This window comes from Bacillus sp. EAC (assembly GCF_002156875.1).
Lineage (GTDB): Bacteria > Bacillota > Bacilli > Bacillales > Bacillaceae_G > Gottfriedia.
In genome coordinates this window covers 36,628-53,048 of sequence record NZ_NCSY01000005.1, presented here as the reverse complement: position 1 = coordinate 53,048, position 16,421 = coordinate 36,628, and the positions used below count along the sequence as shown (strand labels likewise).

Here is a 16,421-nt window from a genome sequence, read left to right as displayed (position 1 = left end):
AATGCCATTGGTTATAGTAGCAATAGGAATTATAGCATTACTTATTTTAATCATGGGTTTAAAGTTAAACACGTTTATCTCATTAATAATTGTCTCGTTTGGCGTAGCTTTGGCTCTTGGAATGAAACTAGATGAGATAGTCACCACAATCGAAGCTGGATTAGGTGGAACACTTGGTCATTTAGCATTAATCTTTGGACTAGGTGCGATGCTTGGTAAGTTGATCGCGGATTCTGGTGGCGCGCAACGTATTGCAATGACTCTTGTTAACAAATTTGGAGAAAAGAATATTCAGTGGGCTGTAGTTGCAGCTTCATTCATTATCGGAGTAGCTTTATTCTTCGAAGTAGGATTAGTATTATTGATTCCAATCGTATTTGCGATTTCAAAACAATTAAAGGTTTCTATTTTGTATCTTGGAATACCAATGGCGGCTGCTTTATCTGTAACGCACGGTTTCTTACCACCGCACCCTGGTCCAACTGTAATCGCAGGTGAATATGGCGCAAATATAGGTGAAGTTTTACTTTACGGTTTAATTATTGCGATTCCGACTGTTATAATCGCAGGTCCTTTATTTACTAAGATTGCTAAAAAATTGGTTCCTGAATCATTTAATAAAACAGGAAATATTGCCTCATTAGGCGAACAAAAGGTTTTTAAACTAGAAGAAACACCAGGATTTGGTATCAGTGTATTTACTGCTATGCTTCCTGTTATTTTAATGGCGATTGCTACAATTATTACTTTACTTCAAGAAACAGTAGGATTTGAAGATAATCATGTACTTGCTATTATCCGTTTTATTGGAAACGCATCCACAGCAATGGTGATTTCCTTACTATTTGCAATCTATTCAATGGGATTAGCTAGAAAAATTCCAATCAAAGAAGTGATGGATTCTTGTACAACAGCAATTACACATATTGGTATGATGCTCTTAATCATCGGAGGCGGCGGTGCCTTTAAACAAGTATTAATTAATGGTGGAGTAGGTGACTATGTAGCTGAATTATTCAAAGGCACTTCGTTATCACCGATTTTACTAGCATGGATCATCGCTGCAATTTTACGTATTTCATTAGGATCTGCAACAGTTGCATCTCTAACTACTGCTGGTCTAGTTATCCCAATGTTGGGTTCATCCGATGTAAACCTTGCTTTAGTTGTTCTTGCAACAGGAGCAGGTAGCTTAATTGCATCACATGTTAATGATGCTGGTTTCTGGATGTTTAAAGAATATTTTGGTTTAAGCATGAAAGAAACTTTCTCAACTTGGACATTACTTGAGACAATTATTTCGGTTAGTGGATTAGGATTTATTCTATTACTAAGTTTATTCGTATAGTGTTAAAATGCAGCAGCATGGATTTTAATCATCCGTGTACAAGGCGGAGCATGCTTTAAAAAACTAGATAAAAGTAAAGAATTAAAAAAATCATCTTTAAATAAAGAAGAGAGAACTTTTTATGTTCTCTCTTTTTTTCTATCCTAAATTCTAGGTAAGTTTCTTTAAGTTAAAAATAAGCGCATTTAGGTCTGACTTTTTTTAAAGTCGAGATACTTAAATCTTTGTATTACTGTATAAATATATCCAAATGTCTAAATAATGCTAGTTTTATAGAAAGGAATGAAACCGTTTTCTAAAACAAGTTAAATAAGTACAGGTAATAGACAAATGAGTGAAGGAAATAGGGAAGCGTTTCCAAATAAATCCGTGATACCTTAAATATGTAAACGTAATCAGAAAAAATAAGGGGGAAGCGTTTTGAAAAGTTTAAAAAAGATTTTAGCAATTTTTTCAGTTCTTTTGGTGTTTGCTTTTGCTGCTGCAGGATGTGGCTCTTCTTCAACATCTAATGATAGCTCTTCAGTTGGTAAGAAAAATAAAGATGGCAAAGTTGATATCGGTATCGTTTTACCTACAAAAGATGAGCCACGTTGGACTCAAGACGAAACACGATTTAAAGATGCTTTAAAAGATACAGATTATTCAGTTCAGATTTTATTCTCACAAGGGGACTCTGCTAAAGAGAAAGCAAATGTTGATTCTTTAATTGCAAAAGGAATCAAAGTTTTAATTATTTGTCCTCAAGACGGCGCTGCTGCTGCTGCTTCAGCTGAAGCTGCAAAAGCTGCTGGAGTGAAAGTTATCTCTTACGATCGCTTAATTACAGGTACTGATGCTGTTGATTACTATGTATCGTTCGATAGCATTGCTGTAGGTGCTGCACAAGCACAATATCTTGTAGATCATGCTTCAGGCGAAAAAGGTCAACCTTTAAACCTATATGCAGGAGCTGCAACTGATAACAACGCATTCTTATTCTTCCAAGGTGCTTGGAGTGTTCTTCAACCAAAAATTGCTGATGGTACATTCAAAGTTGTGAATTCACCAGAGGCAGTTAAATTAAAAGATAAAGCTGAATTAACTCGTGACGAAGAAGGAAAAATTATTGGTCAAGTAACAACTAACTGGGATTTCAACGTTGCGAAGACATTAGCTGCATCTAACTTAACAAAAGCTTCAAAAGCAGATAAAGGTGATGTGTTAATCCTTGCTCCAAATGATGGAACAGCTCGTTCTATTGCTGACACATATAAGGCAGACAAAGATATCACTTCATATGTGATTTCTGGTCAAGATGCTGAACAAGCTTCTATACAGTACATCATCGATGGAAAACAATCTATGACTGTATTTAAAGATGTTCGTACATTAGTTACAGATGCAATTGCTACTGCTACATCAATCTTAAAAGATGAAACACCTGATGCTTCAGGAGTTACAAACAATGGTAAAGCAGATATCAAAACAAAACAAACTGACATCATTGTTGTTGATCATGACAGCGTACAAAGTGCATTAATTGATTCTGGTTACTATCAAGCTTCTGATTTTACAGGACTAAAGTAATTAGATGAAAATATATTAATCTAGCAAAATAGTGATGGAGCCTCCCGTCACTATTTTGTTAGTTATTCCATTTGTTTTTTACTGAATCTATTTGTAATTTCAGGAGACGGATCATATGAGTGAATTTATATTAGAGATGAGAAACATCTCAAAAGAGTTTCCAGGTGTTAAGGCCTTAAGTGACGTAAACTTTAAGGTAAGAAAAGGTGAAATCCATTGCTTAGTAGGTGAAAATGGCGCTGGAAAGTCAACCTTAATGAAAGTTTTAAGTGGTATATATCCGTTTGGAACATATACCGGAGATATTATTTTTGGAGATGAAGTTCAAAAATTTTCAAAAATAAGTGACAGTGAAAAAAAAGGTATCGGTATCATATATCAGGAATTATCTCTTTTTCCTGAACTATCAGTATACGAAAATATATTTATTGGTCATGAAATTAAAAAAGGAATGACCGTTGATTTCAATGAAACAATTGTAAAAGCAATTGAAATGTTAAAAAAAGTAAAATTAGATGTTAATCCCGATGTGCAAATAAAAGAATTAGGTGTTGGTAAACAGCAACTTGTTGAAATAGCCAAAGCACTAAGTAGGGACGTTAAGTTATTAATTCTTGATGAGCCTACTGCAGCATTAAATGAAGATGATAGTGAAAATCTACTGTTCTTAATGAATGAATTAAAGAATCAAGGGATTTCATGTATTATGATTTCACACAAATTGAAAGAAGTAATTGCAATTGCAGATACAGTAACAGTACTTCGAGATGGGCACACTATTTGCTCATTAGATAAAGATAAAGGTGAAATTAGCGAAAATACAATTATTAAACACATGGTTGGTCGTGAAATTGATGATATTTATCCAAAACGTCCTAATCAAAAGTTTGGTGAGGTTTCTTTAGAATTGCAAGATTGGAATGTTTATGATCCAAAGTTAGGTCGTAAAATTCTTCATAATATAAATTTAAATGTTCGTAAAGGTGAAATTATTGGGATTGCTGGACTAATGGGATCTGGTAGAACAGAATTAGCGAAAAGTATTTTTGGTAATCCAACTAGTTTCAAACTCGATGGTTCTATTTTAATTCAAGGTGAGAATAAGCGTTTTAAGCATCCGAAAGATGCGATAAAAGCTGGAATTGCTTATGTAACTGAGGATCGTAAAGGTGACGGTTTGATTCTCGAGCAAGATATTAAAAATAATATTTCAATTACGAACTTATTCAAGATTTCAAAATCAAGTGTTATTAATCAACATGAAGAAATAGTAGTTGCGAATGATTATCTAAATAAGTTAAATATTAAAGCTCCGTCAATTGCTTCAGTTGTTGGGAAATTGAGCGGAGGTAATCAGCAAAAAGTATCATTAAGTAAATGGTTATTTACAAATCCAAATGTACTTATCCTAGATGAACCGACACGTGGAATCGACGTAGGTGCCAAATTTGAAATATATTCATTTATGAATCTTTTGGTTGATCAGGGCATGAGCATTATCATGATTTCCTCTGAACTTCCAGAAGTACTTGGTATGAGTGACCGAATTTATGTAATGGCAGAAGGTAAAATAACTGGGGAATTATCAAGAGAAGAAGCAACGCAAGAGAGTGTAATGGCCCTTGCTACAGTTTAAGAGAGGTTGAATAAAATGAATTTTTTCCAAGAAGCAGGTATTTTATTAAAGAAAAACATTCGTGAGTATGGAATGTATATTGCACTTGCTGTAATTATGCTAGTTTTCACAATAAATACAGACGGATTATTTATGTCCTCTCGTAACTTAAGTGATTTAATCAACATGACAGGTTATGTCGCAGTTCTTGCTGTAGGTATGACACTTGTCATTGTAATTAGACATATTGACCTTTCAGTTGGTTTTGTGGCTGGTTTCCTTGGAGCAGTTGTTGCTCTATTTTTAACAAAGTATGGATTGCCAGTTTGGTTATCAATTGTGGCAGTTCTTGTAATCGGCGCAATAATAGGCTTAGTTAACGGATTTTTTGTTGCCCAATTAGGAATTCCTTCATTCGTAGTTTCATTAGCAGGAATGCTAATTTTCAAGGGATTATTACTGATGTCCCTTGTTCATACTGGTACGATTATCACTTCAAATGAGAATTTCAAAGCGATTGGAAATGGTTATATTCCGAGCTTTGGAAATTGGAACGATTTACATGTTTCGACATTAATAATTGGGGCACTTTCAATCATTCTTCTTATTTGGAGTGACTTTAAGAAGCGAAGTGTTAACATCACTTACGGATTTGAAGTGCTTTCAATGCCAATGCAAATATTAAAATTATTATTTATTTCTGGAATAATTGGTTATATTTGTTATATTCTAGCGGGATACCAAGGAATTTCTTGGACTGCGGTAATCATGTTAATAGTAGTAATAGTTTATCACTTTATTTCAACTAAAACTCCTTTAGGGCGTCACATTTATGCTGTTGGTGGAAACCCAGAGGCTGCACAACTAAGTGGAATTAGTGTTAAAAAGATTACTTACATTGTGTTTGGATCAATGAGTATGCTTGCAGCTCTTTCAGGAGTATTATTTACAGCAAGACTTGCATCTGCATCGCCTCAAGCAGGTACAATGTTTGAGTTGGATGCAATCGCTGCTGCTTATGTCGGTGGTGTTTCTGCTGCAGGTGGTGTTGGTAAAGTAACAGGTACGATTATTGGTGCATTCGTAATGGCTTCATTAACGAGTGGAATGAACTTGATGGGAATCGATATATCTTACCAATACATCATTCGTGGTGCGGTTCTTGTTCTTGCAGTTGTGTTTGATGTAATTACACGAAATAAAGGAAAGTAATGAGAGTTCGAATTTTTAAAACAGAAACAGTCGATTTTCACTGACATGTTTCTGTTTTTTTTTCAATTTCGAAGTTTTGTAATTTTATATTTTTATGAAATGGAGATATAAAATCATAGTAAAACAAAAAACAGTCCTACTCATAAGTAAGCTGTCTTTTTGTTTTACTAAATTTTTATTGTTCATGCTTCCAATTTGTAGAATGACCAGAGGAAGGACAACTTGGGAACTTTTGTCCTGCAGTTAATTCAATGTGATCACCATCTGCATCTATATAATGACCTGTTTCCATAACTGTTTCACCTGTTTTATGTGAGTGGTGATGTTCTTGATTCTGTGCCATGAAATTCCTCCTATTATTGTAAAGATAAAACTCAACAATAATTATATTGCCCTTTAGGCTTGCGTTTATTCGAGATAAGCGCTAGCTACAGTAGTAAAAATTTTTACCTTTTAAAACGGTAAAAGTTGGAGTGGTGATTAGTTAGGTAGTAATTTATAGTTTAGTTGTTCAATCATATTTGTTACTTATGTATAGCATCATGTTACTTTTTTCACATAACATTTTAAGCATCTTTATATTATTTTTGCTAGCTGAAAAGGAGAGAGAAATGATTCGCAATTTAAGTACTAAAACAAAAATTGGGTTTTTGGTTTTTTTATTTATTTTCTCTATGTCATTAATACAGTTAATTGGATACATAAATATGTCGCAGATGAGAGAAAACACCGAGGTGATGTACAAAAGTAGAGTAATACCTACTAATGACTTTGCTAAATATAGATTGAACAATCGAATGATTATTGCAGATATGTGGCAATGTTTTACTGATGGCGTTGATGAAAATACTGCTAAGGAAATCGAAAAAGATATAAATGCTCGTTTTAAAGAAAATAATGAGCTACTAAATAAATATAAAACCACGAATATGACAACTGAAGAAGGAAAAATTATTGAAGATATTCAAAAGATACTTCCAAGTTTTGAGACAAATATATATAAAGCAATTGAGCTTGGTAAATTAAATGAAAATGAAGAAGCTATTAAAATCTATTATTCTGAAATAAATAATTATCAGAATCAATTAACTTCTAAATATGATGAATTAGACAATTTGAATTTAAAGATTTCCGAAAAAACATATCAAAAAAATAAAGATATTGCCTCCAGTGCAATATTTAACTCATTCAAAGTAGTTATTGCTACCACAGTCGTGATTTTAATATTAGGAAATTATATTGCACGGTTAATTGTAAATCCAATAAAGCAATTAATGATAGGTTTACAGGCAACAGAGAGAGGGGATTTAACTAAAGAAGTTGTCTATGATTCAAAGGATGAAATCGGTATTTTAGTCTCAGCCTATAATCAATCAACATGCAAGTTAAGGGAGATAATTAACCAAATACATGAGGCATCAGATCAATTTGCCGTATTTTCAAGCCAGCTTTCTGCAAGTGCTGAACAAACGAGTGAAGCTAGTGAACATATTGCAACTGTAACTTTAGAGTTTGCAAGTGACTCAGATAATCAAGTAACTACGGTAATAGAAGCCTCCGAAACTATTCAAGGGATGGTTGGACAAACACAACTTATTGGAAATAATTCGATAAGAGTAAACGAAGTTGCGAAAGAAGCAGAGAAACTATCATTTGAAGGAAGCAATGTCATTAAACAGGCTGTTGAGCAAATGGACGCCATCTATGAAAAGATAAGTTATCTTAATAACGTGATTCATGAATTAGGAGAACGCTCTGGAGAAATTGGCGAAATTGTTCGAGTGATAACAGGAATTGCCGACCAAACAAATCTATTGGCATTAAATGCAGCAATTGAGGCAGCTCGAGTAGGTGAACATGGAAAAGGATTCGCAGTAGTTGCAGCAGAAGTTCGTAAATTAGCGGAAGAATCAGCTGCTTCTGCAAGTAAAATATCAAAATTAATAAATGCTATTCAAACTGAAGTAGTCAAAGCGGTAGATTCAATGGAACAAACTACAAATCAAGTCGAAATCGGAACAGATAATGTTAATCATGCAGGTAAATCATTTGGGAAAATTCAAGCATCAGTACATCAAGTTTCAGTCCAAATCCATGAAGTATCTTATTCAGTACAGGAACTAGTAGCCGGTACAGAACAAATGGGTCATGCGATTGAATTGATAAATACAACTGCCCAAAAATCAGCAGAAAGAACACAAAATATTTCGGCTGCAACTGAGGAACAACTGGCAACTATGCAAGAGATTGCTGCTTCCTCATCTGCTTTAGCAAATTTGGCAGAAGACTTAAAGAGAAGAGTTAATGTATTTACGTTCTAAGTGAACTACGAAATTATTATGGATGTAGATAAAAATGAATGTAATGATTTCTTGAAATAGATAGATTTAGTAGTAGAAGGATTGCATGAGTGTATGTGTAGACTGGAGGAAACGTTATTTGTGGAAGGTTTTGTTAGTGGTGCTTTTTTCTTGCTATTTATTAATTTGGATTGAAACTTTAAAAAAAGATGAAGAAAAGCTTTAAACTCTTTGTTGTTCACTTGAAAATTGGTTGGAATGACGTGACTAAATTGTTAATAGGTGATTCAAATGACTACTAATGCAGTTATTGAAATTAGCTTGTTCGAAATGAGTTAGGGTATCGGCTAGATGATTTGTGTATTTCAGTAAGAGCAGACATTTGGATAAGTTGAAATAACTGAACCATCAAGTGTTTTTTATATAAAGTGGGAAGTGAATGAAATAATATATTTCAAAAATCAAAAATTGTTAATTATAAAAAGCAAAGAGAGTGTAAATAGTATCTCTTTGCTTTTTATGTAGACAGTGTATTACTCAAGTTGATAAAAAAATATAATCGTCTTACTTAATATTATGAAAAATACATATTCAAAAGTATACTTAAGCAAAGTACATATCATAACTGCCTAAATACTTATAATGTTTCAACTCCGAGTGCTACAGAATAATAAACTAATGGAAGTCAAAACTAATAACTGTCTTTTGCTAAAGTTTTTTCTTTATAATGGTCAAAAACTTTTAGAAAAAGAACCTGTGTTGAAATAGAGAATAATGACTTTTGTTTAATGATATTCATAAAATTAGAGTACAAAATGATAAATAAAAGGAGGAGATCAAATGAGTAATAGTAGAGAAATAAAAGAAACAGGATGGAATTTCGACAATAGTTACGCCCGTTTACCAGAATCATTTTATTCGAATCAAAGCTTAAATCCTGTAAGCTCACCAAACTTGATCATACTTAATAAGTCTTTAGCGGTATCAATTGGATTGAATGTCCAGGAACTTGATAGCGAAGATAATGTAGCCGTTTTTGCTGGCAATAGGGTTCCAAATGGTGGTTCTCCACTCGCTCAAGCTTATGCTGGACATCAATTCGGACATTTTAATATGTTAGGAGATGGCAGAGCTTTGTTGCTTGGGGAACAGATTACTCCAGGTGGTACACGTGTAGATATACAACTTAAAGGATCCGGAAGAACGGTATACTCTCGCGGGGGAGATGGGCGAGCGGCACTTGGACCGATGTTACGAGAATACATTATTAGTGAAGCAATGTTTGCACTTGGTATTCCAACTACACGAAGCCTTGCAGTTGTGACAACAGGTGAGTCAATAAGACGTGAAGTCAATTTGCCAGGTGCGATCATGACTCGTGTGGCTTCTAGTCATATTCGAGTAGGAACCTTTCAATTTGTTTCAAAATGGGGAAGTATAGAGGATCTTCGTGTTTTGGCAGATTATACATTGCATCGACATTTTCCTGACATTGAAAATACGCCGAACCAATATCTATCCATGCTTCAGGAAGTAATTAAACGACAAGCATCATTGATTGCCAAGTGGCAATTAGTTGGATTTATTCACGGTGTTATGAACACTGATAACATGACGATTAGTGGAGAAACGATTGATTATGGACCATGTGCTTTCATGGATACGTATGATCCTGCAACGGTATTCAGCTCTATTGACGTTCAAGGTCGTTATGCTTATGGAAATCAGCCACAAATGGCGGGGTGGAATCTTGCGAGGTTTGCAGAAACACTTTTGCCACTGATTCATGAAAATGAAGAGCAGGCTCTGGAATTAGCACAGAACGTGATTTCTGAGTATCCGAAAATGTATCATTTAAATTGGTTAACAGGTATGAGGGCAAAGCTGGGATTAAAAAATGAAGAGGAAGATGATGAGACATTAATTAAAGATCTTTTAAGTATGATGCAGAAATCCAAAGCAGATTATACTAATACTTTCCGAGCATTAACTTTAGAGAAATTTGACGATTCAGTACTATTTGGAACCTCAGACTTTTTAAAATGGCATGAGTTATGGCAGGCAAGAATAGGTAGACAACAGGATTCGAAAGATGTAGCGCGTGAATTGATGCAAAAAAGCAATCCTGCTGTAATCCCTCGAAATCATCGAGTTGAGGCTGCACTAGAGGCAGCTGTAGAAAAATCTGATTATAGCGTAATGGAGAAGCTTCTAAAAGTTCTTGCAGCTCCATATGTGCACACTTCACAAAAAGATGAGTACTGTAAGCTACCTGAGCAGTCGGATCGTCCTTACCAAACTTATTGCGGGACATAATGAAAGACTTATGATGAATATAAAGGGGGAAGATAATCATTATGATTTTTTCCTCTTTTTATTGATTAACTCTGTAATTGAATTTTGTTGATATTTAATAATACGCCCACGAAAAGTGAGTATCCTGAAGTGGAATTCAACAAACCTTTTTAACATGGCCAATATATTAAAAGAAGTAAGTGGCAAAAAGAACAATTCTAGATAATATTATCTGAATAATCAGAAATGAATTAAGGAGAAATTGTGATGAAGAAAAGGTTAGGTTGCTTACACGCTCATTTTTCAAATATTGATCATATCGAAAAAGCATTTTTTTCTTACAATATTGAGTTAATTCATTTTGTTGATCCAGCATTAATCTACCGAGTTTCAAATGATCAATATTTTGGAGATTCAGAGGCTCGAAATAAAGTGAAAGAGCAGATTGAATGGATCGCAAAATGTAATGTTGATGCAATTTTAATTACTTGTACAAATTATATTGCCTTATTAGAAGAGGAGCAATTAAGAATATCGATACCAATTATAAAGATAGACGAACCTTTTTTTGATTACCTTTTAAGTATAGAAGGACCCCAAACAATTTTATTTACTAACCCTTCAACAATTGAAGGAACAATGAATCGCTTAAAAAGGCATGCTAGTAATTATCAAAAGGAAATAGAAATTGATGTGATGGTAATTAACAATACATTTAAATTATTAATGGAGGGGTTAATAGATGAATATAATCAAGAAATTATTAAGTTTTTAAAACGTATAAATTGTGACGGAAATGGAGCAATTTCTGTTGCTCAATTGTCAATGGTGTGTGCCTCGGAACAATGTAATTCATCCATTATTAATCCATTACTTCCTTTGGTTTCTAGTATTGTTAATCGATTAAAATTAGAAAAGAAAATAGAACCGAGTAAGGTAAATGTGAAAGTTTAATTTTACTTAAAAGTAAATAAAAAGGAGAGCATTACGCTCTCCTTTACTACTTAACGTCGATGCTCAACAAGATCAATCGCACCTAAAACAATATGTGCTAAACCGAAGCCAAAAACCGTGTTTGCAATCATCTTGTTAGAACCACGTTTTTGTTTCATTGCGTATCCTGTTGCTGTAACAGCGGAACCGAGTACAGTTGGGATTAGACCTTCACGTATATTCAAGAATATCCCTCCACACCGATGATGGTAGTAGGTGTAGTTACACCATATTGTTAATATGAACATTTCAACCTATTTCTATGTGCTGTGTAATTATTGGAGTGAAAATTTTTAAAAAAGGACCTTACAGGTCCTTTTTTTATTGTTGTTACATAATTTGGGAAATCCTTGAAAAAAATACTAATGAATAGATTGATACCTATGGAGGTCTTTTAATGAAGAAATTAGTTTTTATGAAAGGTCCGTTAATATTTGGGATTGTTTTTGTCATCCTTTTTGTATGTAACGGTCAAGAGAGGGATGTTAAGGCGTTTACAAATCAAGTACTTCAAATAGGTGCTACCGGAGAAGATGTAATTGAATTACAGTCTCGTTTAAAGTATAACGGCTATTACACTAGTAAGGTTGATGGGGTATTTGGATACAACACATATTGGGCGGTTAGGAATTTCCAAAATAATTTTGGAATGCCAGTTGACGGAGTCGTAGGTGCAAAGACAAAAGCAATGCTTGTAAAAGCAACGAAATACGAAAAATCAGGCGCGGGTAATACTGGATCAAATGTTCCTAGCGGATATTCTCAAAATGATATTCAATTAATGGCGAATGCTGTTTATGGCGAATCGCGTGGCGAACCTTATATCGGTCAAGTTGCTGTTGCAGCAGTTATATTGAATCGAGTTAGTAATGCTTCGTTTCCAAATACAGTATCAGGTGTAATTTTTGAGCCTGGTGCATTTACAGCAGTAGCGGATGGGCAAATTTATTTAACGCCTAATGAAACAGCCAAAAAGGCAGTGTTAGATGCAGTAAATGGATGGGATCCTAGTGAAAATGCACTCTATTATTTTAATCCAGATACAGCAACGAGTGCTTGGATTTGGAGCCGCCCACAAATTAAACAGATTGGCAGACATATATTCTGTCGATAGGAAAGGAGTACGTTTATGATCAAAGGTGTCTTAATTGCTGCTTTAACAGTTGGAATGATTGGTACAACATACTGGGGTTATTCAGAGAGCAAAGCGAAAAAAGAAATTAAAGTTCAAGCGGAGAATAACTATCAAAGGGCATTTCATGAGCTAACATATGAAGTCGATTTATTGCATGATAAAATCGGTGATACATTAGCTATGAAATCAAAATCATCACTTTCTCCAGCGCTTGTTGAAGTTTGGGGGCTATCATCTCAAGCACATTCGAATGTAGGACAGCTTCCACTTAGATTATTACCGATAAATAAAACAGAAGAATTTCTAAGTAGTATTGGTGAATTTAGTTATCGGACTGGTGTACGTGATTTAGAAAAAGACCCATTGAATGAGAATGAATATGCTACTCTTCAAAAACTATACGATAATTCAGCTGAAATACAAGGCGAGTTACGCAAAGTACAACATATGGTCTTTAAAGATAAATTACGTTGGATGGATGTAGAGCTTGCTTTCGCGAAGGAAAGAACGCCTACGAACAATGTTATCATTAATGGATTTAAGTCGGTTGAGCATAATGCCACTTCTTATACAGATCCAAATGCAGATCCTTCACTGACAAATTTTAAAGTTAATCGCACAAATCTTGCAAATGTAAAAGGTAAAGAGATAACTAAAAATGAAGCAAAAGAAATTGCTCAAAAGTTCTTAGAGTTAGATGGGACTGAAAAGATAAAAGTAGAATCAACAGGTAAAAAAGTAGATGACCATTATTATAGTTTGGAGATTAAAGAACGTAAAACGAATAGTGAAATCTATATGGACATAACTGAAAAAGGTGGGTATCCAGTATGGGTAATCGATAATCGTGACATAAAAGCTCAAAAAATTGATTTGAATAGGGCATCTCTAAATGGGTTGAAGTTTTTAGAACGGAATAAATTTAAAAATATGGAGCTTACACAAAGTTCACAATATGACACAATTGGTGTATTTACATATGTAACTAAGATAAATGGAGTTAGAATTTATCCTGAGTCTGTTACGATGAAAATTGCACTTGATGATGGAAGTATAGTAGGTTTTTCAGCAAGAAATTACTTGTCAGCATATACAGAACGAAAAATGACAAAACCTGAAATATCAGTAGAAGAAGCAAGGAAAGGGATTAGTTCGAATATCAAAGTAATGGAAGAACGCCAAGCCATTATTCTAAATAAATTGAACCAAGAAGTACTGTGTTATGAATTTGTTGGAACTAGAGGAAATGATACGTATCAAGTTTTTATTAATGCGAAAACTGGAATTGAAGAACAACTAAAGAAATTAAATAATGTAGTAGAATTTTATGATTAATAATATCGAAGAATTTAGACTTTTGTCCACAATGATTGTTTCTGTACAAGAAGTTTTTGTTAAGGCAAAGTGAAAGTAAAAAGTTAATTTGAGCGGATATGCGATACTCCTGTGGGATTATTCAAATAGAATCTTATTTTACAAATAATCTGTTTAAATTAGTAAATATTATAAGGTTTTTTCCTAGTAGAAAATTGAGCGTTAATGAAAAAAAGACCGATGAACATTTGTTAAATACAAGCGTTCATCGGTCTATTTTTAATACTAGATAAGAATATAACTATAATAAGTAAGAATTGATAAGAGAAAGGAAGTTATTAAAATGGCAATCAAAGGACGGATTGCTTTTGTCCTTACTTCTTTAATGTTTATGTTCAAACCAAGTCCTGTCATGGCCATTGTAAGAATGAATGTTGTCGCTAGACTAATTGAGCTAGTAAACTTAGTCGAAACGATGATGAAGTGTCCAAAAAAGTAACTACCAATAAAGCTCATAAAGATAAAGCCAATTAAAAACCAAGGGAAGTCTATATTTGGTGTATCTTCTATTTTGCCTTTCTTTTTCTTCCAAAACATAATGACAAAACATAATGGAATTAATAGAAATACACGTGTTAATTTAGATAAAAGTGCCATTGCAAGCGCATCTTCACCTGCTGGAGCGGCAGCTAATGCGACATGTGCAATTTCATGTAGGCTTATACCAGCCCAAGAGCCATAATCTATCGGACTAATACTCAAGAAAGGAAATAAAAGTGTATAGACAATCGAAAAAATTGTTCCCACTAATGCAATGATTCCGATTCCCATTGCTGTGTCTTCTTCTTTCGAATCAATAATTGGAGATATTGCTGCAATTGCAGCAGCTCCACAAACTCCAGTTCCTACACTTAATAATATTGAAAGTGATGTATCTGCCTTAAGCCATTTAGCTATGATCATTAAAACAATAATCGAAAATAGTATTGTTGCTGTACCCCTTAGTAATAAGGGGATTCCTTGATGGAAAATAACGTTCAAATTTAGTTTTAAACCATATAATATGATTGCAAATCTCAATAAAATTTTTGATGAAAATTGAATTCCGACGCGAAATTTTTCTGGGTAGTCAAAAAGTTGGCGATAAACTACGGAAAGAAGTATTGCACATGCAAGTGGTCCAATATGATCAAATCCAGGTATTTTAGAAATAACAAAACCTAAACTTGCCATTATAAATGTAAATCCGATTCCTAAAAGTTTAGAACCTTTAATCCTTTTTTCAAATCTTGGTTCATTTGGGTTCGGAAGAGTAATAAATTTTTGCTCCATTATTTTCATCCTTTCTTGCTATCTAGTTCTATCGTATAAGATTTTATATCATAAGAAAAATAAATGATTATAATAGTTATAATAGGTAAAAACGATACTAAGGGAGAACTTATGGACCATTTATTATCAGTGTTTATAAAAGTAGCAGAGAAAAGGAATTTTTCGAGGGCGGCTGAAGAGCTTCATATGACTCAGCCATCAGTGAGTCAACAAATACAATTACTCGAAAAACACATAGGAACTAAGCTTTTAATTAGGACAAATAAGCATGTTCAATTAACGAAAGCAGGAGAGATTGTCTTTTCGCATGCAAAGGAAATTACAAGTTTATATAAACGCATGTCAACTTTAGTAAGTGATTTGATGAATGAGGCAACCGGTTTATTAAAAATAGGTGCCAGCTATACTTTTGGCGAGTATGTGCTTCCACATATTTTAGCTAAGTTGAAAACTTTGTATCCCGATGTGATTCCATCTGTGCAAATAGGAAATACACGTGAGATTGTTCAAGCAGTTTTAGGACATCAAATCGATATTGGCATTGTCGAAGGAGACGTAGTTAATCAAAATTTATTTATAAAAGCGTTTGCAACAGATGAAATGTATATTATCGCTGGTATAAATAGTGAGTTTGATATAGATAAAGAAGTGTCAATTGAACAATTGGAACAACAGACGTGGATTGTACGGGAAGAAGGATCAGGAACGAGGGAAGCGACAGAAAGACTATTTAATAGATTACAAATACGTCCGACTACGCTAATAGAATTTGGTAGTACTCAATTAATTAAAGAAGCAGTTGAGGCAGGGGTAGGAATAACCTATTTATCTGAACTTACCATGAAAAAAGAAAAACTATTAAATACAATTCTTTTTCTCCAAGTAAAAGGGACACCAATTAAACGTAATTTTTCTATCATTTCAGAGGCATTTCAGCTACAAACGAAGTCGATGAATGTATTTATTGAATGTATTGAAAATCACTATGAAAACGAATAGTAACTTTTCAATAATTTGTATCTTTTAAATTACATTGTTGGTATTTAATAGAATTCGATTCTGCCTAAACAGAATTTTTAAAACGACATTAATTCATAATAGCAAATGGAAACAAGAAGGGTTGTCATCAAGCGATGATTTCTCTTCTTTTTTATGAGTTTCTTTCCTCAAAATATTCGTAAGTGGATTAATAATATTTTTCTTAACGAAAAAATAAAATAAGCAAAAAAAATATTTGAATTTGTCCTATTGTAAAAAAAGCTGAATATATATTAGTTGAGAAAATATTTTGGGAAGAAAGGAGTAGTT

Annotated in this window: 13 protein-coding genes; 10 read left to right on the top strand and 3 right to left on the bottom strand. The window is 33.6% G+C overall.

Annotated elements, in window-relative coordinates:
* Position 1: 1 nt before the first annotated feature.
* The 4 genes from B7R65_RS10500 (at position 2) to B7R65_RS10485 (ending at position 5,744) form a co-directional block, all read left to right on the top strand.
* Entirely contained in the window at positions 2-1,348 is a 1,347-nt protein-coding gene (locus tag B7R65_RS10500) for a GntP family permease (protein WP_088042739.1), read from the top strand.
* Between the two features lie 420 nt (positions 1,349-1,768).
* Positions 1,769-2,917 carry a sugar ABC transporter substrate-binding protein gene (locus B7R65_RS10495; RefSeq protein ID WP_088042738.1) on the top strand — a complete coding sequence of 383 codons (1,149 nt, stop codon included), beginning with the start codon at positions 1,769-1,771 and terminating at the stop codon, positions 2,915-2,917.
* A gap of 115 nt (positions 2,918-3,032) precedes the next feature.
* Positions 3,033-4,553, top strand: a complete 1,521-nt coding sequence (locus B7R65_RS10490) for a sugar ABC transporter ATP-binding protein (RefSeq protein WP_088042737.1) — start codon at positions 3,033-3,035, stop codon at positions 4,551-4,553.
* Positions 4,554-4,568: 15 nt separating this feature from the next.
* Positions 4,569-5,744, top strand: a complete 1,176-nt coding sequence (locus B7R65_RS10485) for a sugar ABC transporter permease (RefSeq protein ID WP_088042736.1) — start codon at positions 4,569-4,571, stop codon at positions 5,742-5,744.
* 175 nt (positions 5,745-5,919) lie between these two features.
* Here the strand turns inward: B7R65_RS10485 and B7R65_RS21090 are convergent, their stop codons facing one another.
* On the bottom strand, positions 5,920-6,087 hold the full coding sequence (locus tag B7R65_RS21090; protein ID WP_142288236.1) for a YjzC family protein: 168 nt from the start codon (positions 6,085-6,087) through the stop codon (positions 5,920-5,922).
* 187 nt (positions 6,088-6,274) lie between these two features.
* On the opposite strand from B7R65_RS21090, the gene B7R65_RS10480 reads away from it, so the two are divergent.
* The 3 genes from B7R65_RS10480 to B7R65_RS10470 all read left to right on the top strand — a co-directional run bounded on the left by B7R65_RS10480 (position 6,275) and on the right by B7R65_RS10470 (position 11,293).
* Complete coding sequence (locus tag B7R65_RS10480) at positions 6,275-8,065, top strand: methyl-accepting chemotaxis protein (RefSeq protein ID WP_373419565.1); 1,791 nt, start codon at positions 6,275-6,277, stop codon at positions 8,063-8,065.
* A gap of 819 nt (positions 8,066-8,884) precedes the next feature.
* Positions 8,885-10,360, top strand: coding sequence for a protein adenylyltransferase SelO (locus tag B7R65_RS10475; protein WP_088042734.1), 1,476 nt, complete (start codon positions 8,885-8,887; stop codon positions 10,358-10,360).
* A 246-nt stretch (positions 10,361-10,606) separates the two neighbouring features.
* Positions 10,607-11,293 carry a hypothetical protein gene (locus tag B7R65_RS10470; RefSeq protein ID WP_088042733.1) on the top strand — a complete coding sequence of 229 codons (687 nt, stop codon included), beginning with the start codon at positions 10,607-10,609 and terminating at the stop codon, positions 11,291-11,293.
* Positions 11,294-11,343: 50 nt separating this feature from the next.
* Here the strand turns inward: B7R65_RS10470 and B7R65_RS10465 are convergent, their stop codons facing one another.
* Positions 11,344-11,517 carry an asparagine synthase gene (locus B7R65_RS10465; protein ID WP_088042732.1) on the bottom strand — a complete coding sequence of 58 codons (174 nt, stop codon included), beginning with the start codon at positions 11,515-11,517 and terminating at the stop codon, positions 11,344-11,346.
* A 230-nt stretch (positions 11,518-11,747) separates the two neighbouring features.
* On the opposite strand from B7R65_RS10465, the gene sleB reads away from it, so the two are divergent.
* Positions 11,748-12,446 (top strand): spore cortex-lytic enzyme, encoded by a 699-nt coding sequence (sleB, locus tag B7R65_RS10460; RefSeq protein WP_373419568.1) that lies wholly within the window; start codon positions 11,748-11,750, stop codon positions 12,444-12,446.
* 15 nt (positions 12,447-12,461) lie between these two features.
* Entirely contained in the window at positions 12,462-13,802 is a 1,341-nt protein-coding gene (ypeB, locus tag B7R65_RS10455; RefSeq protein WP_088042730.1) for a germination protein YpeB, read from the top strand.
* Between the two features lie 264 nt (positions 13,803-14,066).
* On the opposite strand, the gene B7R65_RS10450 is transcribed toward ypeB, so the two are convergent.
* The gene (locus B7R65_RS10450; protein WP_179194835.1) at positions 14,067-15,113 is read right to left on the bottom strand and encodes a YeiH family protein; all 1,047 of its coding nucleotides are present in this window, start codon (positions 15,111-15,113) and stop codon (positions 14,067-14,069) included.
* A 63-nt stretch (positions 15,114-15,176) separates the two neighbouring features.
* On the opposite strand from B7R65_RS10450, the gene B7R65_RS10445 reads away from it, so the two are divergent.
* The gene (locus B7R65_RS10445) at positions 15,177-16,112 is read left to right on the top strand and encodes a LysR family transcriptional regulator (protein ID WP_306298461.1); all 936 of its coding nucleotides are present in this window, start codon (positions 15,177-15,179) and stop codon (positions 16,110-16,112) included.
* The last annotated feature ends 309 nt before the right edge of the window (positions 16,113-16,421 follow it).

Bases quoted from the DNA above. Each gene is read 5' to 3' on its own strand.
- B7R65_RS10500 (WP_088042739.1), top strand. From the start codon at position 2: ATGCCATTGGTTATAGTAGCAATAGGAATTATAGCATTACTTATTTTA.
- B7R65_RS10490 (WP_088042737.1), top strand. From the start codon at position 3,033: ATGAGTGAATTTATATTAGAGATGAGAAACATCTCAAAAGAGTTTCCA.
- B7R65_RS10485 (WP_088042736.1), top strand. From the start codon at position 4,569: ATGAATTTTTTCCAAGAAGCAGGTATTTTATTAAAGAAAAACATTCGT.
- B7R65_RS21090 (WP_142288236.1), bottom strand. From the start codon at position 6,087: ATGGCACAGAATCAAGAACATCACCACTCACATAAAACAGGTGAAACA.
- B7R65_RS10480 (WP_373419565.1), top strand. From the start codon at position 6,275: ATGTATAGCATCATGTTACTTTTTTCACATAACATTTTAAGCATCTTT.
- B7R65_RS10475 (WP_088042734.1), top strand. From the start codon at position 8,885: ATGAGTAATAGTAGAGAAATAAAAGAAACAGGATGGAATTTCGACAAT.
- B7R65_RS10470 (WP_088042733.1), top strand. From the start codon at position 10,607: ATGAAGAAAAGGTTAGGTTGCTTACACGCTCATTTTTCAAATATTGAT.
- sleB (WP_373419568.1), top strand. From the start codon at position 11,748: ATGAAAGGTCCGTTAATATTTGGGATTGTTTTTGTCATCCTTTTTGTA.
- ypeB (WP_088042730.1), top strand. From the start codon at position 12,462: ATGATCAAAGGTGTCTTAATTGCTGCTTTAACAGTTGGAATGATTGGT.
- B7R65_RS10450 (WP_179194835.1), bottom strand. From the start codon at position 15,113: ATGGAGCAAAAATTTATTACTCTTCCGAACCCAAATGAACCAAGATTT.
- B7R65_RS10445 (WP_306298461.1), top strand. From the start codon at position 15,177: ATGATTATAATAGTTATAATAGGTAAAAACGATACTAAGGGAGAACTT.